This window comes from Methylobacterium sp. 142-1Y (genome assembly GCF_057747795.1).
Genome location: NZ_CM173224.1, coordinates 1,945,413 through 1,962,500 on the forward strand (window position 1 = coordinate 1,945,413; position 17,088 = coordinate 1,962,500).

19 protein-coding genes (1 of these 19 cut by a window edge) are annotated in these 17,088 nt (G+C 71.6%); 9 read left to right on the forward strand and 10 right to left on the reverse strand.

Features of this window, described 5'->3' with window-relative positions:
• The first annotated feature begins 275 nt into the window (after positions 1 to 275).
• The 4 genes from AC3AOF_RS08900 to AC3AOF_RS08915 all read left to right on the forward strand — a co-directional run bounded on the left by AC3AOF_RS08900 (position 276) and on the right by AC3AOF_RS08915 (position 2,754).
• Positions 276 to 488 (forward strand): hypothetical protein, encoded by a 213-nt coding sequence (locus AC3AOF_RS08900; protein ID WP_236991067.1) that lies wholly within the window; start codon positions 276 to 278, stop codon positions 486 to 488.
• A 131-nt stretch (positions 489 to 619) separates the two neighbouring features.
• Positions 620 to 823 carry a hypothetical protein gene (locus AC3AOF_RS08905; protein ID WP_236991066.1) on the forward strand — a complete coding sequence of 68 codons (204 nt, stop codon included), beginning with the start codon at positions 620 to 622 and terminating at the stop codon, positions 821 to 823.
• Positions 824 to 965: 142 nt separating this feature from the next.
• Positions 966 to 1,862 carry a right-handed parallel beta-helix repeat-containing protein gene (locus AC3AOF_RS08910; RefSeq protein ID WP_488348277.1) on the forward strand — a complete coding sequence of 299 codons (897 nt, stop codon included), beginning with the start codon at positions 966 to 968 and terminating at the stop codon, positions 1,860 to 1,862.
• Positions 1,863 to 1,881: 19 nt separating this feature from the next.
• A complete protein-coding gene (locus AC3AOF_RS08915; protein WP_488348973.1) occupies positions 1,882 to 2,754 on the forward strand; it encodes a Crp/Fnr family transcriptional regulator in 873 nt (290 codons plus the stop codon).
• Between the two features lie 157 nt (positions 2,755 to 2,911).
• Here AC3AOF_RS08915 and AC3AOF_RS08920 read toward each other — a convergent pair whose 3' ends face one another.
• From AC3AOF_RS08920 to nikA, 7 genes are all read right to left on the reverse strand, one after another.
• Complete coding sequence (locus tag AC3AOF_RS08920) at positions 2,912 to 3,373, reverse strand: RidA family protein (RefSeq protein ID WP_236991063.1); 462 nt, start codon at positions 3,371 to 3,373, stop codon at positions 2,912 to 2,914.
• Between the two features lie 234 nt (positions 3,374 to 3,607).
• Positions 3,608 to 4,084 (reverse strand): nickel-responsive transcriptional regulator NikR, encoded by a 477-nt coding sequence (gene nikR, locus AC3AOF_RS08925; RefSeq protein WP_488348278.1) that lies wholly within the window; start codon positions 4,082 to 4,084, stop codon positions 3,608 to 3,610.
• Positions 4,084 to 4,887: an ATP-binding cassette domain-containing protein gene (locus tag AC3AOF_RS08930; protein WP_488348279.1), complete on the reverse strand. Its 804-nt coding sequence runs from the start codon at positions 4,885 to 4,887 to the stop codon at positions 4,084 to 4,086. The genes nikR and AC3AOF_RS08930 overlap by 1 nt, the downstream gene beginning before the upstream one ends.
• Positions 4,884 to 5,666, reverse strand: a complete 783-nt coding sequence (locus AC3AOF_RS08935; RefSeq protein WP_488348280.1) for an ATP-binding cassette domain-containing protein — start codon at positions 5,664 to 5,666, stop codon at positions 4,884 to 4,886. The genes AC3AOF_RS08930 and AC3AOF_RS08935 overlap by 4 nt, the downstream gene beginning before the upstream one ends.
• A complete protein-coding gene (gene nikC / locus AC3AOF_RS08940; protein ID WP_488348281.1) occupies positions 5,663 to 6,505 on the reverse strand; it encodes a nickel ABC transporter permease subunit NikC in 843 nt (280 codons plus the stop codon). Before nikC ends, AC3AOF_RS08935 begins: the two co-directional genes overlap by 4 nt.
• Positions 6,502 to 7,443: a nickel ABC transporter permease subunit NikB gene (gene nikB, locus AC3AOF_RS08945; protein WP_236991059.1), complete on the reverse strand. Its 942-nt coding sequence runs from the start codon at positions 7,441 to 7,443 to the stop codon at positions 6,502 to 6,504. Before nikB ends, nikC begins: the two co-directional genes overlap by 4 nt.
• On the reverse strand, positions 7,443 to 9,032 hold the full coding sequence (gene nikA, locus AC3AOF_RS08950; RefSeq protein ID WP_488348282.1) for a nickel ABC transporter substrate-binding protein: 1,590 nt from the start codon (positions 9,030 to 9,032) through the stop codon (positions 7,443 to 7,445). The genes nikB and nikA overlap by 1 nt, the downstream gene beginning before the upstream one ends.
• A gap of 440 nt (positions 9,033 to 9,472) precedes the next feature.
• Here nikA and AC3AOF_RS08955 point away from each other — a divergent pair, with 440 nt between their 5' ends.
• Positions 9,473 to 10,429 (forward strand): ketopantoate reductase family protein, encoded by a 957-nt coding sequence (locus AC3AOF_RS08955; RefSeq protein ID WP_488348283.1) that lies wholly within the window; start codon positions 9,473 to 9,475, stop codon positions 10,427 to 10,429.
• On the opposite strand, the gene AC3AOF_RS08960 is transcribed toward AC3AOF_RS08955, so the two are convergent.
• On the reverse strand, positions 10,430 to 11,314 hold the full coding sequence (locus tag AC3AOF_RS08960; protein WP_488348284.1) for a ribokinase: 885 nt from the start codon (positions 11,312 to 11,314) through the stop codon (positions 10,430 to 10,432).
• A 344-nt stretch (positions 11,315 to 11,658) separates the two neighbouring features.
• On the opposite strand from AC3AOF_RS08960, the gene AC3AOF_RS08965 reads away from it, so the two are divergent.
• The 3 genes from AC3AOF_RS08965 (at position 11,659) to AC3AOF_RS08975 (ending at position 15,690) form a co-directional block, all read left to right on the forward strand.
• Positions 11,659 to 13,494 carry a glycoside hydrolase family 15 protein gene (locus AC3AOF_RS08965; RefSeq protein ID WP_488348285.1) on the forward strand — a complete coding sequence of 612 codons (1,836 nt, stop codon included), beginning with the start codon at positions 11,659 to 11,661 and terminating at the stop codon, positions 13,492 to 13,494.
• Between the two features lie 167 nt (positions 13,495 to 13,661).
• Entirely contained in the window at positions 13,662 to 14,504 is an 843-nt protein-coding gene (locus AC3AOF_RS08970) for a transporter substrate-binding domain-containing protein (protein WP_236991054.1), read from the forward strand.
• Positions 14,505 to 14,727: 223 nt separating this feature from the next.
• Positions 14,728 to 15,690 carry a hypothetical protein gene (locus AC3AOF_RS08975; RefSeq protein ID WP_488348286.1) on the forward strand — a complete coding sequence of 321 codons (963 nt, stop codon included), beginning with the start codon at positions 14,728 to 14,730 and terminating at the stop codon, positions 15,688 to 15,690.
• Positions 15,691 to 15,715: 25 nt separating this feature from the next.
• Here the strand turns inward: AC3AOF_RS08975 and AC3AOF_RS08980 are convergent, their stop codons facing one another.
• Complete coding sequence (locus tag AC3AOF_RS08980; protein ID WP_236991052.1) at positions 15,716 to 15,967, reverse strand: DUF6894 family protein; 252 nt, start codon at positions 15,965 to 15,967, stop codon at positions 15,716 to 15,718.
• Between the two features lie 232 nt (positions 15,968 to 16,199).
• Here AC3AOF_RS08980 and AC3AOF_RS08985 point away from each other — a divergent pair, with 232 nt between their 5' ends.
• On the forward strand, positions 16,200 to 16,928 hold the full coding sequence (locus AC3AOF_RS08985; protein ID WP_236991051.1) for a hypothetical protein: 729 nt from the start codon (positions 16,200 to 16,202) through the stop codon (positions 16,926 to 16,928).
• A gap of 7 nt (positions 16,929 to 16,935) precedes the next feature.
• On the opposite strand, the gene AC3AOF_RS08990 is transcribed toward AC3AOF_RS08985, so the two are convergent.
• Positions 16,936 to 17,088: the 3' portion of a TRAP transporter substrate-binding protein gene (locus AC3AOF_RS08990; protein WP_236991050.1), read on the reverse strand. Its footprint extends 870 nt past the window's final position; 153 of the gene's 1,023 nt are visible here — the last part of the coding sequence; the start codon falls outside the window, past its right edge — the gene reads right to left on this strand; its stop codon occupies positions 16,936 to 16,938.

Consider the following 17,088-nt stretch of genomic DNA (forward strand, 5'->3'; position numbering starts at 1 on the left):
TCCAAAATACCAACCCGTCCTGTGATGGGCGCCTGCCGCTCCAGGGTCAACCGGCATGACCGAACAACCCTCCGATAAAGCGGTCCGCTCGTACGATTTCATGGGGATTAAGCTTGCAAAGACCGCGGCAACCAGGCTTCGCCCGGGGTGGAACAAGTGAAATGGTAAGTCTGGGACCGCCGGCCCGGGCGGTCCGCCCCCCGCGTTTCGTACGGCCCCGCTCGAACCCGGGGCCGGGAGCGGCGTTCGGTGGAGGGGGCGCGGGAGCGGCGATCATGGATGTCGGACGCAAGTCGGGGCGGCCCGGGCGGGTCGTCGAGGTCGGGATTCGCGGGCAGGCCCGCTACGCCCGCATGGCGAGCGGCGAGACGATCTGGTGGGGCTCGGAGGAGGATGTGCCGGACCGGGTCGCCCTGGCCGCCGCCGCCGCCGGTGACGCCGTCGGGCAGGGCCCCGCAACCGGGCGCGACCGCGTCGAGCAAAGGTAGGACGGGCTCGGCGGTGGAGGTGGCAGGCCCGAGCGCCGGGACGCCACCCCGAACCCCCGCGCATGACGGCTACGCGTCGATCCGAGGGGGGACGGGTAGAAACGCGCGCGCTTCTTCCCTATATGGGTGTCATGGCAGACAACACTTCCACTCCCTTCACCATCGAGATTTCTCCCATCACCAAGCCGGCTGGCCAGTTCCAGTGGGCCATCCGTCGGAACGGCAAGCTGATCGAGCGGTCGGACCGTCCGCATCCGACGGAGGCCAAGGCCGAGGCCAGTGCCCTCGCGGCCGTCGAGCGCAGCATGCACTCCGCCAGCAGCGGACGTTGGTAAGCCGCCCGGTGCACCCATCCCGCTGTCCCGGCGGGCCGGGTGCGCCCCTCCGGATCACGGTGTGATCCCGGCACTACCCCCCCTCGATCCTCCCGCCCTCGTGCGGGCTGCAACGGCCGCGCCCTGTGACGCGGCCGTTCTGGTGCGCCTGCGCGCGCCGCCGACGGCCGACGAGGAGGCCGTCTCCCTCACCTGCAGCCTGCGCCTGTCCCCCGGCGACCACGTGCTCAAGCGCATCGTGATCGAGGGTGGATCCGCATCCGGCGTCACGCTCGATTGCGCCGGCGCCACTCTCGGCCGGCCGGACGTGCCGGCGCATCTGGGCACCTACACGATCGCGATCCGCTCCAAGGCCCCGGCTCGCCCGGGTGAGCCGTGGGACCGGCCCTCGGACATCCGCATCCGCGGCTGCACGGTGTTCGGCCATGTCCGGGTCTGGGGCATGGGCGAGAACGGACAGGGGCCGCTCCTGCGTGAATCCTCCCACAGCCTGGGCCACACCGAGCGCGCGCAAGCCGCGGCGCCGACCGGTGTGACGATCACCGGTACGACCATCGTCGCGGCCGGGCCGATCCCGCTCTATCTCGGGCCCGGCGTGACCCGGGTCACCCTCCAGGGCTCGCGTCTCGCCGGCCGCTCGGTCTCGACGGCGCTCTACCTCGACGCCGAGAGCGCCGAGAGCCGCATCGTGGACAACGACATCGAGACCGAGACCGGACGCGAGGCCGTCGCCGTCGACGGGTCGGCGCGCAACCGCATCACCGGCAACCGCTTCATCCTGCGGGGCCAGGGCGGCGTGCGCCTCTACCGCAATTGCGGGGAGGGCGGCACGGTGCGCCACCAGACGCCCTCGGACAACGTGATCACCGGAAACCGCTTCCGCACCGGCGGGTTCTTCCCGGCCGCGGCGATCGTGGTGAATTCCCGCAACGGCTGGCGGCTGACCTGCGGGGAGGATGCCGGCTACCCGTTCGGCAGCAGCATCGATAACGGCGATCACGGGACCGGCAACGTGGTGGCGCCCAACACCGTCGAGTGAGGCATCCCGGATCCGGCGCATGACGGCCCCGTTTGATCCAGATCAATGCGGCAAGCCTGGCGGTCCCCATCCTCCCAGTGGGACCGTCGAGGCCGAGGATGCCGCATCACCTGATCCGCAAGTTCGGTCGCTACGCCCGCCTCTCCCCGGACGACGAGGCCGTGCTGGGACGGCTCGTCCGCGATGCCGACTGGATCGGGCCCGACCACGACCTCCTTCGCGAAGATGCCGCCGCCAAGGGGTATGGGCGATCCTGGAAGGCTGGGCCTGCGCCTACAAGCAGCTGGAGGACGGGCGCCGGCAGATCACCGCCTACCTCATGCCCGGGGACCTGTGCGGGACGCCGATCGTCTTTCCGGGCATCGTCAACTACTCGGTCGGCACGCTGACGCCGGTGCGCGCCGCCCGGATCCCCGGCTCCAGCCTCCTGTCCGCGATGGACGGCCACCCGCCCATCATGCGGGCCGTCTGGCTCGACATGCTGGCGACGTCGGCCATCCAGCGGGAATGGACGGCCAATATCGGCTTTCGCACCGCCAAGGAGCGGATCGCGCACCTGTTCTGCGAGATCGTCTCCCGCCTGCGGGCGGTCGGGCTGACCGACCACGACGGCTGCATCCTGCCGCTCACGCAGGAAGATCTCGGCGAGACGGTCGGGATCTCGACCGTCCACGTGAACCGTACGCTCCAGGACCTGCGCCAGGCCGGCCTGATCACGCTGCGGCGCCAGCGGCTCGGCATCCCGGATTTCGCGGCGCTGCGGCAGGTCGCCCGGTTCGACGACGTCTATCTCTGCCAACGCCCGTCGGTTGGCGGGGAGCACGGAGGCATCGATGAGAAACCCGACGCGGATGTGATCGCCGGATCGGGGATGATGGGCATCACCATGTGATCGATCGAAGCAATATTTCTCATCTCATCCGAAGGGCGATGCGGAACGCCGTGCGCCTGCTTCGGAACCGTGCGCGGTTACGGTTCCCGGGTTCCGCTTTCGCGGCCCCGGGATGACGGGGAGAGTTTGCGTCGGGCCGGCCCGCTCGAACAGCCTCTCAGGGCGCGATCTGCAGGATCGCCTCGACCTCGACCGTCATGGCGTTGGGCAGCGAGCCCATCCCGACCGCCGAGCGGGCGTGGCGGCCGGCATCGCCGAGCACGTCGACCAGAAGATCCGAGCATCCGTTGATGACCTTCGGATGGTCGGCGAAGTCGGGCTCGGCATTGACCATCCCCAGCAGCTTCACCACCGCCTTGACCCGCGACAGGTCGCCGAGCGCCGCCTTGGCGACGGCGAGGAGCTGCAATCCCGCCAGTTGCGCGTCGGCGTAGCCCTCCTCGATCGTGGCGTCGCGGCCGAGCCGGCCGGGGCGATAGGTGCCGTCCGGGCGCTTCGGACCCTGGCCCGAGAGGTAGAGCAGGTCGCCGACGATGCGGTAGGGCACGTAGTTGGCGACCGGTACCGGCACCTGGGGCAGGGTCAGGCCGAGCTCGGCGAGCTTCTGTTCGGGGGTCATGCGTGGCTCCTGGTCGTGGATGTGGACAAGATCTCGGGCGTGGAAGAGGATCTCGGGCGTGGAAGAGGACGCCGCCGACGATCGCGGCGGCCGCGGACGGGCGACACTCGCTCGAAGGATGCGCCCCGGTCGAATGGCGGTGTCGAAGCCGCCGCCGTCAAGCGGCAGGACCGGGGCGCCGCCGGCCCGGATGGTCGGTCGCCGGGCGGCTCACCGCGACGAGGCCGGCCCGGATCACGTCCGGATATGCTCGTGGGGGTGCGGGCTGGAGGCATGCGGATCCGGACCGTGGCGGTGGTCGCCGAGCTCGATCCGGGCCGGGATGATCGAGAGGCTGTCGTGGCGGATGCCGCGCTGGGTCGCGACCGCGTCGGCGAAGTCGAGGATCTCGCGCACCCGGCCGCGGACGAGGAGCGTGTGCAGGCTCGCCTCGTGGTCGAGGGGGACCTGGAGCTGCGCGATCACGAGGTCGTGCCGCTGCTGCTGGATCGCGGCGAGGCGCTGGCCCAGGTCGCGCAGGCCGGCCTCGGCGACGAAGGTGAAGGTCGCCACGCAACAAAGGTCGGGGTCGAGCGCGCGGCGGGTCTCGGCGAGGCCGCGCCGCAGGAGGTCGCGCATCGCCTCCGAACGGCCGGCATAGCCGCGCCGTTCGGCGATCCGGTCGACCTCGGCCACGAGGTCCGGGTCGAGGGTGACGGTGATCCGCTGCATCAGCCGATCTCCTTGGGCGTGGCGGGCAGGACGGCATCCACGAGGGCGCACGCCGCCGGGTGCGACAGGGTGAGGCAAGTCCTGCCGAGATCCGACCTGCAGGCCGACATATCGACGATCCGCCCCTCGCTCAGCACCACGACCCGGTCGGCGAAGCGGCGTGCCAGCCGCACGTCGTGGGTGACGAGGAGGAAGGCGGTCCCGTGCCGGCGGCGCAGGTCCGAGAGGCGGTCGAGGACATCGACCTGGCGCGGCGCGTCGAGGTTCGAGATCGCCTCGTCGAGGACCACGAGGGCGGGCCGGGTGGCGAGCGCCCGGGCGAGTCCGACCCGCTGCACCTGGCCGCCGGAGAGCTGGCCGGGCAGCCGACCGGCTTCGGCCGGGTCGAGGCCGACCATGTCGAGGACTTCCGCGGTCCGCGCCTCCCGCTCCGGGCCCGACAGGCCGGTCAGGTGGCGCAGGGGCTCGGCGACGATCCGCCCGATACTGTGCCGGGGATTCACCGCCGAGAGCGGATCCTGGAGCACCATCTGCACCGCGGCGCGGAAGGCCCGCCGGCCGTCGCGGTCGAGCGTGCCGAGGGGCGCGCCGCGAAACCGAACCGTTCCGTCATCGGCGTCTTCCAGCCCGAGGAGCAGGCGGGCCAGCGTGCTCTTGCCCGAGCCGCTGCGGCCGATCAGGGCGACGCATTCCCCCACCGCGAGGGCGAGGTCGATCCCGGCCAGGACCGGTCGGGCCGCCTTACGCCAGCCGGCGCCCGGATAGGTCTTGCCGAGCCCTTCCGCCGTCAGCAGCGCCGTCATGCCTGGACCTCGTGCAGCGCACGATGGGCGTCGAGGAGGGCCCGCGTCGCCGGATGCGCCGGCTCTGCGAACAGGCGGGAGACATCGCCCGTCTCGACGATGCGGCCTTCCTCCATCACCGCCACCCGGTCGGCGAGGCGGGCGACGACGCCGAGATCATGGGTGACGATCAGCAATCCCAGATCGTGCTTGCGGACGAGGCGAGCGAGGAGATCGAGGATGCCGGCCTGCGCGACGAGGTCGAGATCGGTGGTCGGTTCGTCGGCGACGAGGAAGGGCGCCCGGGAAAGGAGTGCCAGCGCGATCATCGCCCGCTGCAGCATCCCGCCCGACATCTGGAACGGATAGAGGTCCGGCACGCCCGGATCCTCGCCGAGCCCGACCGCCGCTAGGGCCTCGTTCATTGCCTCCCGCCCAGCCCGGCCGCGGATCCCCGCCACCGCCAGGGTCTCGCCGGCATGGTCTCGAAGCGTCCGCAGGGGGTTGAAGGCGGTGCGCGGCGCCTGGAGCACGCTGGCGACGGCCCGGCCGCGCAAGGCCTCCGGCTTCGCCTCCGTCCCGCCGAGGAGGATGCGCCCGCCCGCCTGCCGCGTGCCCGGCGGCAATACCCCGAGGAGGCCGGCGCAGGCGAGCGACTTGCCGGACCCGCTGGCGCCGACGAGGGCCAGGACCTCGCCTTCGTGCAGATCCAGGGTCACGTCCCGCACCAGAGGTCGTGTCTCGCGCCCTCGCCAGGTCTCGACGCGAAGGCCGTCGATCCGGAGCGTCCGCGCGCTCACAGTCCGCGTCCCGCGACGAGCGTCGGGTCGAGGCGGTCGCGCAGGGCGTCGCCGAGGCGATTGAAGGCCAGCACCGAAAGGGCGATCGCGAGCCCCGGCCAGACGACGAGGAACGGCCGGGTCCAGAAGAACGGGCGCGCGTCGTTGATCATCACGCCCCATTCCGGTGTCGGCGGCTGCACGCCGAGGCCGAGGAAGGACAGCCCGGCGACGTGGAGCGCCATGTGGCCGATATCGAGGGTGGCGAGCGCGGCGAGCGGCGGCACCACGCCGGGCAGCACGTGCTCGGCGAAGATCGCGAGCGACGGTGCGCCGGCGATCCGTGCCGCCAGCACGTAATCGCGGGTCTTCAACTCCAGGACGAGGCCGCGCACGATCCGCGCGTACCAGGCCCAGTGCGACAGCACGATGGCCGCCACCACGTTGACGAGGCCGGTGCCGAGCGCGCCGATCATGAACAGGGCCAGCACGAAGGTCGGCACGGTGAGGAAGACGTCGCACAGGCGCATCAGCCCGGCATCGACCCGACCTCCCACCATCCCGGCGAGCCCCCCGACCGAGAGGCCGAGCGCCACGACAAGCGCGAGCACGACCAGGACCGAGCCGAGGGTGGTGCGCGCCCCGGCGATCAGCCGCGAGAGGATGTCACGGCCGAGATGGTCGGTGCCGAAGAGATGCGTGAGGTTCGGCGCCTCGAACCGATGGGCGAGATCGACCGCCAGGGGATCGTGGGGGGCCGCGAGCGGTCCGAAGAGGGCGAGGAGCACGAAGCAGGCGGCGAGTGCCCCCGCAACGGTGACCGGCCCGGGGCGGGCGGTGGCGAGGCCGGAGATCCTCACGCGGCGTCTCCCGCGAGGCGGATGCGCGGATCGAGCCAGGCATAGGCGAGGTCGACCGCGAGGTTGCACAGGACGAACACCACCGTCATCACCAGGGTGAAGCACTGGATCACCGGGTAGTCGCGGTCGTAGATCGCCGAGACGGCGTAGCGGCCGATGCCCGGCCAGGAGAAGATCGTCTCGACCACCAGAGCGCCGCCCAGTAGCTCGCCGACATGCATCCCCGTCGCCGTGACGACAGGCACGAGGGCGTTGCGAAGGACATGGCGGCGGGTCACGGCGCGCTCAGGAAGGCCGCGCAGGCGGGCATAGAGCACGTGACGCGCGCCTGCCACCTCCAGCATGCTCGCCCGCAGGAGCCGGGCATTGACCGAGAGCGACATCAGGCCGATCGCCAGCGTCGGCATGACGAGGTGGAGCGCGGTGCCGCTCCCCGTTGCCGGCAGCCAGCCGAGGGACACCGAGAAGGTGGCGACGAGCAGGAAGGCGATCCAGAAATTCGGCAGCGAGACCCCGAGCACCGCGACGCCGCGCACCAGCCGGTCCTGCCACCCGCCGCGATGCCCGGCCGCCCAGGCGCCGAGCGGCAGGCTCAATGCGAGGCTGACCACGAGTGCCGTCCCGGCGAGCTGGAGCGTGGCGGGCAGGTAGCCGAGAAGCTCCGGCAGCACCGGCCGGCGCGTGGCGTAGGAGAGGCCGAAATCGCCGTGCAGCGCGTGCCACAGCCAGTCGAGGTACTGGACGACGAAGGGGCGATCGAGGCCGAGCATCGCCCGGGCATCGGCGATGGCCGCGTCGGTCGGCGGAACCTGCGACAGGCGCAGATAGTCGAGCGCCGGGTCGCCCGGCCCCAGCCGCAACATGGTGAAGACGAGAAGCGAGACGCCGAGCAGCATCGGGGGGATCAGTGCCAGGCGGGCGGCGGCAAAGCGCAGCATCAGCGGGACGCCCCGGCCGGCCGCATGGCGGCGAAGGGGATCTCGTTGAGCGTCGCACCGAACCGCACGCCCGTGACCCTGGCGCGGTGGACCTCGATCGCCACGGCATGGGAGATCGGCAGGTACACCGCCGCCTCGTGCAGCATGGTCAGGATTCTCGCGTAAAGGCGTTGCCGCTCGGCCGGGTCGGTGGCGGCGAGGGCCGCCGTGATCGCGGCGTCGATCCCGGCCTTGTCGGGCAGGCCCTTCTGCGCCTGGTAATCGGCGTGCGAGGGCGCCCGCATCGCGCTGACGAAGGAGGCGGGATCGTAGGGCGGCCCCCAGGTCTCGCCGAAGATCAGGCCGAAGCGCCCGTCCTTCTGGCGGGCGAGGATCGCGCTCTCCTCCTCGCCGACGAGGCGCACGGCGATGCCGATCCGGGCGAGATCGGCCTGGATCACCTCGGCGATGGCCTTCTGTTGGGCGTTGGTGCCGACGAAGTCGAGTTCGAGCGCCAACGGGCGCCCGGCTTTCGCGCGTACCCCGTCGCGGCCCCGGGCCCAGCCGGCCTCGTCGAGGAACTTGTCCGCCGCCGCCCGGTCGAAGCCGTAGGGTGTCAGCCCGACATCGGCGTAGGGAATGGTGGGGGCGAACAGGAAATCGGCGCGGGGCTCGATCCCGTCGAGGACGGTGCGGACCAGGGTGTCCTTGTCGACCGCCTGGTTGATCGCGCGCCGCACCGCGGGATCGTCGGTGGGGAATCGCGCGGAGTTGAGCGCGAGGACCCGAGTGGCGAGCGGCCCTGATACCGCGGCCGAGAAGGCCGGGGCTTGCTCGCGCAGGCGCAGGAAGGCCTCCGACGGGATCTGCCCGGCGGCGCCGTAGACGAGATCGACCTCGCCGGTCTGGAGCGCGATGGCGCGGGTGTTGGGGTCGGGGATCACCTTGACGACGAGGCGCGCGAAGGCCGGCTTGTCGCCCCAGTAGGTCGGGTTGGCGGCGAAGGTATCGGAGATGCCGAGCCGCGTCTCGACGAGGCGCCACGGCCCGGTGCCGACCGGCGCCCTGATGCCGCCCGCCGTGGTGCTCCCCGGGCCCATGGCGGCGGGCGAGACGAAGCGGAAGGGCCGCGGCAGTGCGAGTTCCTTCAACGTCGGATCGTGCGCGGCCTTGAGCACCAGCCGGAAGGCGAGGGGGCCGGTGACCTCGGTGCGGTCGATCTGCCGCGCCAGGTCGAGCCAGTCGTGGCGGGCACGGTTGGCCAGGATCGCATCGAAGTTCGCCTTCACCGCCGCGGCGTCGAAAGGCGTCCCGTCGCTGAAGGTCACGCCCGGACGCAAGGTGAAGTCGTAGGTCCGCCCGTCCGTCGAGATCGTCCAGGCGGTGGCGAGCCAGGGCTCGACCGTGCCGTCGGCGCGGGCCCTCACCAGCGGCTCATAGACGCTGGCCTGCGCGAACATCTGGTTGGGGGCGTAGAGATGCGGGTTCAGCGGCCCGACATTGGTCGGCCAGGAATAGGTGAGCTGTGGGCCGTCCGCGGCCGCCACGGTCATCGGCAGGACGGTGCCGGCCATCAGGGCGGCGACGGCGAGGCTCGCCAGCTTGGGCATCGGGCTCCTGGTATGACGAATGAGAGGAAAGCTCCTACCGCCTGATACGGGAGCGGCGCCGGATCGGCCAGCGGCGATGCACGATTTTCCGTTCGTTCGTCTCGCACGAGGATCATCCGGGAAACGAAAGGCCGCGGGTTCTCTCCTCTCCCCGCGGGCGGGGAGAGGGCTGCGTCTCCGTTCAGGAGACGCAGCAAGCGGAGGCGCAGCCGGAGAGAGGGTGAGGGGGTCTCGACGCGTAAGGCTCCTGCGGAAACACCCCCTCACCCCCGCCCTTCGGGCTCCCTGAGCCCCTTCGGAGCTCAGGCCTCTCCCCGCCCGCGGGGAGAGGGGAAACCCGAGCCGATCTTTCGTCTGGACAGCCGCCCGCCGGTCCTGTCGATTGTCCTCCAACGAGACGGGCGCTCCGGAATCGGACGACGCCCCCGGGAGGAAACAGGATGGCGAAGGTCGCGATCGTCGGATGCGGCGCCATGGGCTCGGTCTATGCAGGCCTGATGGCGTCGGTGGGCCACGCGGTGCACGCCGTCACGCTCTGGGCCGATCATGCGGCGGCGATGCGGGAGAGGGGACTGCGCGTCGAGGGTGCGAGCGGCGACCGCACCGTGCGGCTCGCGAGCGCCGGCACCACGACGGAGGGGATCGGCCCCTGCGACCTCGTCATCGTCGCCACCAAGGCCTTCGACGTCGCGGCGGCGGCCGGGAGTTGCGCCCCGCTGATGGGGCCCGGGACGGTGGTGCAGACGATCCAGAACGGGCTCGGCTCGCCGGAGGTGGCGGCGACATTCATCGACCCGGACCGGATCGCCGTCGGCGTGGTCGGCGGCTTCGGCGCCTCGATGCGGGTCCCCGGCCACGCGCATCATAACGGCCTCGAGATGATCCGCTTCGGCGCCTTCGCGGGCCTGCCGCGCGAGCGCCTGGAGGCCTCGGCGGCGATCTGGGACTCGGCCGGATTCAAGACCAGCCTGTTCGACGATCTCGGCCGGATGGTGTGGGAGAAGCTGATCATGAACGTCACCTTCTCGGGCACCACCACGCTCACGGGCCTGACTATCGGCGGGGTGATGGCCGATCCGGAGGCCTGGCGAGTGGCGAAGGGATGCGCCGAGGAGGCGATCGCCGTGGCGGAGGCCATGGGGGTGAACCTCCAGGTCGGTGACCCGATCGAGCATATCCGCCGCCTCGGCGGCAGGATTCCCGATGCCCGGCCCTCGATGCTGCTCGACCATCGGGCCGGGCGCCGCGGCGAGGTCGAGGCGATCAACGGGTCGATTCCGCGCCTGGGCCGGCGATGCGGGGTGGCGACACCGGTCAACGACACCGTGGTCGCCCTGATCAAGGCGCGGGAGGCCGCCTTCCCGGTCCAGGCCGATCCCGGAACCTGCCCGGTCTGATCAGGCTCCGAGCGCCCGGTCGGTCTCCGCGCGCCACGGCAGGCTCGCCTGGCTGCCCCGCCGCCCGCAGGCGAGGGCGGCCGCGACGCTCGCCCGCTCCATCGCCGCGCGCAACGGCGTGCCGCGATCGAGCGCCGCCGCCAGGACGCCGACGAAGCAGTCGCCCGCCGCGGTGGTGTCGACCGGGTCGATCGCCCGGGCCGGGACGTGCCAGGCGCCGTCCGCCGTCGCCGCCTCCGAGCCGGCCTCGCCGAGGGTGCGCACCACGTCGATGCCGAGCACCGCCCGCAAGGAGGCCGCCTCCGGCGCGCAGCCGAGCCGCGCGGCGGTCGCCTCCGCCTCGTCCTCGTTGACGACGAGGAGACCGGCGAGCCGCAGGGTGGCGGCGTCGAGCGGCAGGGCGGGAGCGAGGTTGAGGATCGCCCGCAAGCCCGTAGCCCGGGCCCGGCGCAGGAGCGCAGCGGTCTCGGCCGCCTCGACCTCCATCTGGAGGAGCAGCGAGGTCGCCCGGGCGAGATCGGTATCCGCAACCTGATCGGCCCGGGCCTGCGCGTTCGCCCCCAGCGCCACCGCGATGCGGTTGCGGCCCGCCGCGTCGATCCAGATCGAGGCGCAGCCCGTCGCCGCCGCCACGGTACGGACCCGGGCGATGTCGGCACCCGCCTCGCGCAGACCCGACAGCGCCACCTCGGCGAGGGCATCGCCGCCGACGGCGCCGACCATCGCGACCTCTGCCCCGTCCCGGGCCGCGGCCACGGCCTGGTTCGCGCCCTTGCCGCCCGCCTGCACGGCGAGATCGTCGGCCAGCAGCGTCTGGCCCGAGCGCGGGATCTCGGGGAGGCGGAAGATCAGGTCGGCATTCAGCGAGCCGAAGCAGACGATCACGGGGTTTCTCCTGGGGCGGCTTCGGGCAGGCGCCGGGCGCGACGTCGGTCGATGTCACCGATGCGCAGGAACGGGAAGGGGGCGGGCGGGGCGATCGGGAACTTTTACGGGAGCCGCACCATCGACGCCATCGAACGACCGGCGGTGCCGAAACGAAGGCCACGTTTTCACCCTGGCCTTCATCCGCGGAAAAATTTCCGCTCGCCTGCAGGAACACCCGGCGAAACCGCGCGATTCGTCCGCAATGCCGCTGGGGCAAGGGCGTCAGGGGGAGGCGGCGGCGACGCCGGTTCCCGGGGCACCCATCCCCGCAATTCCGCCTCCCCTCGCCCGAGCCTTTGCCGATGCACGATCCGGACGCCCGGCCCTACCAGCCCATCGAGGCCTACGGCCTGATCGGCAACTGCCACGGCTGCGCCCTCGTCGCCCGCGACGGCTCGATCGACTGGGCCTGCCTCGAGCGATTCGATGCGCCCCCGGTCTTCTCCCGCCTGCTCGACCGCCGGCGCGGCGGCTTCTTCGCCCTCGCGCCGGAAGGGCCGTTCGAGAGTGCACGGCTCTATCTGCCGGGCACCAACATCCTCGAGACCACCTTCACCTGCGCCACCGGGGCGGCGACGGTGCACGACTTCATGCTCGCTCGAGAATCGGGACGGACGCTGCCCTGCCTGGTGCGCCTCGTCTCCGGCGTGTCCGGCGCGGTGCCGATGCGGGCGGTCTACCGGCCGCTGGCGGGTTTTTCGGAATCCTTCCCCACGCTCAGGCCGGTGCCGGGCGGCGCCGGCGCCGAGGGGCTGCCGGACGTGATTACCGATCTGCCTCTCGCGATCGAGGGCGGCGCGGCGGTGGCCCGGTTCACGATCGAGCATGGCGGCGAGCAGGCCTTCGCGCTCTATCCCGGCGGCGCAGCGGCCCGCACGGCGTTGCGCCCGCGCGAGCTGATGGAGACGGCGCGCCGGGCCTGGACCGGCTGGTCGGCCGGCGCCGCCTATGACGGGCCGCTCCGCGACCAGCTCCTGCGCAGCGCGCTCACCCTCAAGGCCCTGACCTACGCGCCCTCCGGCGCCATCGTGGCGGCGGCCACCACCTCGCTGCCGGAGGAGATCGGCGGCATCCGCAACTGGGATTACCGGTTCTGCTGGATCCGCGACGCCTGCCTGTCCTTCTACGTGCTGAAGAAGTTCGGCATGGTGGCGGAGGCGGAAGCCTTCTTCCGCTTCGTCGGCACCCTGGCCGAGCGCGACGAGGGGGGCCTGCGCCCCCTCTACGCCATCGCCGGCGAGACCGACCTGACAGAACACGAGGCGGCGCATTTCGAGGGCTGGCGCGGCAGCGCCCCGGTCCGCTACGGCAACGAGGCGGCCGAGCAGCACCAGAGCGACGCCTACGGTCAGGTGCTCGACCTCATCCACCTGTACCGCGCCCTCGGCGGCACCATCCCCGAGGCGATGGAGCGCCAGGCGATCCGGCTGGCCGATTTCGCCGCCGCCCACTGGCACGAGACGGATGCCGGCCTGTGGGAGCCGCGCAAGCCCGAGGAGCATTACCTGCACGCCGCGATCATGAACTGGGTCGCGGTCGACCGGGCGATCCGGCTGTTCGGCGAGCGGCCGCATTGGTGCGCGGCCCGCGACGCCATCGTGGCCCGGGTCAACGGCGAGGGGGTTCACCCCCGGGACGGCTACTACCCGCAATATGTCGGCGGCGACGATCCCGACGCGGCGTTGCTGATCGCCCCGATGGTGGGCTTTCCGGTCGACGAGGCGGTCTTCGCCCGCACGGTCGAGGTGGTGATCGAGCGCCTCGGCCACGGCCCGCTCGTCTACCGCTACCGCAACGACGACGGGCTGCCCGGCCACGAGGGCACCTTCCTGATCTGCGCCTTCTGGCTCGTCGACGCGCTGGCCTGGCTCGGCCGGACCGAGGAGGCCCGGAGCCGGTTCGACGCCCTGCGGGCGCTCCAGAACGATCTGGGGCTCTACGCCGAGGAGGTGGCGGAGGACCGCACCTTCCTGGGCAACTTCCCGCAGGCCTTCAGCCACCTCGCCTTCATCCACAGCGCCCTCGTCCTCGACCTCGCGGCCCAGGGCGGGCGGGAGGCGGTGGCCGGCACCTATGCCGAGCGCACCTTGCGCGAGACGCGCTGGCGCCGGGTGCCCTGGATCGTGCCGCCGACGTGAGCCCATAATGCGCCGCCACCCTGCCGAGAACCGAATTCCGGCGCCCGATCACGGCGCGACTCTCGCAAGAGACGACGTGGTCCCTATGGCCTCACGCGATTAACCCGATCTTGAAGGGACGGCACCTATTCATTGGTGGACGAACGAGGTTTGCGGGAACCAGCATCGTGAGGCGACGCGATCTCGTCAGTCTGGTCCTTGCGCTCGGCCTCGTCGTCCCGGAACCGGCGCTGGCCGGAAGCACGCCGCTCACGTGGCCGGTCTTCGACGCGCCGCCCTTCACCATCACCGAGGGCGATCACCGCGGAACCGGCATCTTCGACCGAATCCGCCGGCTCCTGGCCTCGCGGCTGACCGATTATGCCGTCACGAGCGTCACGGTGCCGTTCCCGCGCATCGTGACCTCGCTCAAGAACGGCGAGGAATGGTGCTTCGTCGGCGGCGTGAGGACCCCCGAGCGCGAGGACTTCGCGGTGTTCTCGCGCCCGGTGGCGATGTTCTATCCCCTGCGCATCGTCGTGCATGCCTCAAAACGCGCCCGCTTCGAGGCGCTCGGGCCGCTCTCCCTGCGCAGCCTGCTCACCGAGCACCGCGACTTGCGCACCAGCGTGCTGCGAGACCGCGCGATCGCACCGGCGGTCGATGCGCTGTTCCGGCAATATCCGCCGGGGCAAACCTATGCCCGGTTCATCGAGGCGTACCGCATGTTGCAGAACGACCGGCTCGACTACCTCGTCGATTTCTCCAGCATCACGGCCTACCACACCCGCCAGATCGCTCAGGCCGACGATTTCGTGGGCCTTCCCTTCGCCGAGAGCCCCGAGCCGGTCTTCGCCCGGGTGATGTGCGCCGGCACGCCCTGGGGGCGCGAGGTGGTGGCGCGCATCGACGCCGTGCTGGCGACCGAGCGACCGGGCCCAGCCTATCGCAGCATCGTCGAGGCCTGGGCCGCGCCGGAGGACCTGCCGCGCATCCGTGCCGTCTACGACGCCTTCCTGGCGAGCGATTGACGTCACGCGCGGCCCGGGTCGACGGGCACCCGCGAAGGCCGGCGCAGTTCATGCCGGACGGCCGGATCACCGAGGGATCGACGCCGCACATACAATCTAGAATTGTACGATCGGCAGCCTATGCCTTGAAAATTTTCCCGAAAACCGGCTGTATTTAACCCGATCTTGAAGACGAGGCCGGCATTGACCGACGACCGGCCTTAAGGACATCGCAGGAATCGTCATGGTGAAGCGGCGCGGTCTCACCGGTCTGGTCATCGCGCTCGCTCTGTCGGTCCCGGTGCCGGCGCGCACCCAAGCTGCGCAGGGCCAAGTCGTCGCGCAGGGCCAAGTCGTCGCGCAGGACCAAGTCGTCGCGCAGGCGCAAGCCGCGCAGGACCAAGTCGTCGCGCAGGCTCGGGACACGCAGATCACCAGGCAGATCACGTGGTCGGTCTACGATGCCCCCCCTTACATGATGACAGAGGGCGAGAACCGCGACACCGGCATCTTCGACCGAATCCGCCGGCTCCTGAGCGATCGGCTGACCGAGTACACTCACGCCACGCTGAACGTGCCGTTCCCGCGCATCATGACCTCGCTCAAGAACGGCGAGGAATGGTGCTTCGTCGGCGGCGTGAGGACCCCCGAGCGCGAGGGCTTCGCGGTGTTCTCGCGCCCGGTGGCGATGTTCTATCCCCTGCGCATCGTCGTGCGCGCCGCGAACCGCGCCCGCTTCGAGGCGCTCGAGCCCCTGTCCCTGCGCAGCCTGCTCACCGAGCACCGCGACTTGCGCACCAGCATGCTGCGCAACCGCGCCATCGCGCCGGCGGTCGATGCGCTGTTCCGGCAATATCCGCCGGGACAGACCCATTCCGAGTTCGGCGAGGCGTTCCGCATGCTGCTGAACGACCGGCTCGACTACCTCGTCGAGTTCTCCAGCATTGCGGCCTACAATGCCCGTCAGATCGGGCAGCCGAGCGCCTTCGTGGGCCTGCCCTTCGCCGAGGAGAACCGGCAACCGGTCTTCGCCCGGGTGATGTGCGCCGGCACGCCCTGGGGGCGCGAGGTGGTGGCGCGTATCGACGCCGTGCTGGCGACCGATCGGCCGGGCCCGGCCTATCGCAGCATCGTCGAGGCCTGGACGGCGCAAGAGGATCTGCCGGGGATTCGCGCCGTCTACGATACCTTCCTCGCGAGCGACTGACCCCTGAGCGCCCGGGCGACGAGTCTCACGCCGCCAGCGCCGCGTCTTCCGCCGACAAGTCCTGCGTCACGAATGGCTCGACCCAGACCCGCTTTCCGGTCAGGTCGTGCACGCTCACCCGCCACTCGGCCCAGTCGTCGACGTCGAGGCTCCGCATCGCCGCCTCGGCGACCGCGCGGGCGTGGCGGGCGAGGGCCATCGGGCTCCGGACGAGACTGCCCTCGGCATCCAGGACGCACTCGGACCCGTTGGTGCAGTGGAAGCGGTAGCGTGTCATGCCGATCCTCTCTCCCCGATGGTCGCGCGCCCGGGCGGGCGATGCCCATACGGGTTAATGTTCACTATATGTTCCGAGTTCGCAACCCGATCGGGACGGGGACGCGATGCCGCACTCCATGTCGTCCTTCGCGCGCGGCCGTCCCGTCTCCATGAATAGGGCTCGCCGCCGGACGGAAACCCTGCCAGTTTCGCGGGCCACGGACCGCGAAAAGCCCCCGGCGGGAGAATTCATGCCCGGCCCCTTCGACTCCATCCTGAACTGGCGGCTGCTGCCGGGCTCGCACACCTTCCCGGGCCCGGATGGCGGCACCTGCATCAACGAGGCGGCGGTGGTGGCGGCGGGCCTGCCCTACCGGGCGATCCGCTCCTCGGCCGATTGCCCACCCTGCTTCTCGGGCCCGCTCGCGGCCTACGCGCTCGGCCTCAACGACGCCATGCCGGATGCCGAGCGCCCGCGGCTGATGGCCTTCGTGCTGCGCCTCGCTGGCTCCGCCGATTCCGCGGCGGTCGAGGCGGCGCGCACCGCCCACCTCGTGCACGAGGGTGTGCGCCGCCTGCTGGCGCCGGTGCTGGAGCGGGCCGGGCTGGTGCGGCACGCCGCCGCCTGCCGGGCGGCGCCGGACCTGGACGCTGCCGTGACGGTGGCGCGCCACGCCGCCTGGTCGGCCGGCTCGCTGGCCGAGGCCGCCGGCCGCCAGGGCACCTGGGTGCGGGGCGCCCGTGCGGCGGCGGCCGCCCGCGCCGCGCTCTTCGCCGCCGAGATCGATGCCCGCACCGCCGCCGACGCGGTCGAGGCCGCCGCCCTGTTCTGGCCCGGCGCCTGGGCCGAGGCGGTGGCGATTCTCGACGAGGCCCTGGGGCTCGGCCGGCAGGCACCGTCCCTCGCAGCCGAGGAGGCCGGGATGCGGATGGAGGCCGCGAAGGCAGGCTTGCGCCGGCAGGCTCCCGCCGAGGCGTGAGACCGCGTCAGCGCCCGCGATAGGCAGCCAGGATCCGCGCACCCTCCGGACCGGTCTTCGCCTCCCAGGCCGCGACGGCCGCTTCGCCGGCCTTGGCGAGCAATGCGGTGATCGCCGGCGCGGGCGGGTCGCCGATGACGACGCCGTTCTGGCGCATGCG

What these genes read in the sequence shown, in the direction of transcription:
- AC3AOF_RS08900 (WP_236991067.1), top strand. Translation starts at nt 276, where the DNA reads ATGGATGTCGGACGCAAGTCGGGGCGGCCCGGGCGGGTCGTCGAGGTC.
- AC3AOF_RS08905 (WP_236991066.1), top strand. Translation starts at nt 620, where the DNA reads ATGGCAGACAACACTTCCACTCCCTTCACCATCGAGATTTCTCCCATC.
- AC3AOF_RS08915 (WP_488348973.1), top strand. Translation starts at nt 1,882, where the DNA reads ATGACGGCCCCGTTTGATCCAGATCAATGCGGCAAGCCTGGCGGTCCC.
- AC3AOF_RS08920 (WP_236991063.1), bottom strand. Translation starts at nt 3,373, where the DNA reads ATGACCCCCGAACAGAAGCTCGCCGAGCTCGGCCTGACCCTGCCCCAG.
- nikR (WP_488348278.1), bottom strand. Translation starts at nt 4,084, where the DNA reads ATGCAGCGGATCACCGTCACCCTCGACCCGGACCTCGTGGCCGAGGTC.
- AC3AOF_RS08930 (WP_488348279.1), bottom strand. Translation starts at nt 4,887, where the DNA reads ATGACGGCGCTGCTGACGGCGGAAGGGCTCGGCAAGACCTATCCGGGC.
- nikB (WP_236991059.1), bottom strand. Translation starts at nt 7,443, where the DNA reads ATGCTGCGCTTTGCCGCCGCCCGCCTGGCACTGATCCCCCCGATGCTG.
- nikA (WP_488348282.1), bottom strand. Translation starts at nt 9,032, where the DNA reads ATGCCCAAGCTGGCGAGCCTCGCCGTCGCCGCCCTGATGGCCGGCACC.
- AC3AOF_RS08955 (WP_488348283.1), top strand. Translation starts at nt 9,473, where the DNA reads ATGGCGAAGGTCGCGATCGTCGGATGCGGCGCCATGGGCTCGGTCTAT.
- AC3AOF_RS08965 (WP_488348285.1), top strand. Translation starts at nt 11,659, where the DNA reads ATGCACGATCCGGACGCCCGGCCCTACCAGCCCATCGAGGCCTACGGC.
- AC3AOF_RS08975 (WP_488348286.1), top strand. Translation starts at nt 14,728, where the DNA reads ATGGTGAAGCGGCGCGGTCTCACCGGTCTGGTCATCGCGCTCGCTCTG.
- AC3AOF_RS08980 (WP_236991052.1), bottom strand. Translation starts at nt 15,967, where the DNA reads ATGACACGCTACCGCTTCCACTGCACCAACGGGTCCGAGTGCGTCCTG.
- AC3AOF_RS08985 (WP_236991051.1), top strand. Translation starts at nt 16,200, where the DNA reads ATGCCCGGCCCCTTCGACTCCATCCTGAACTGGCGGCTGCTGCCGGGC.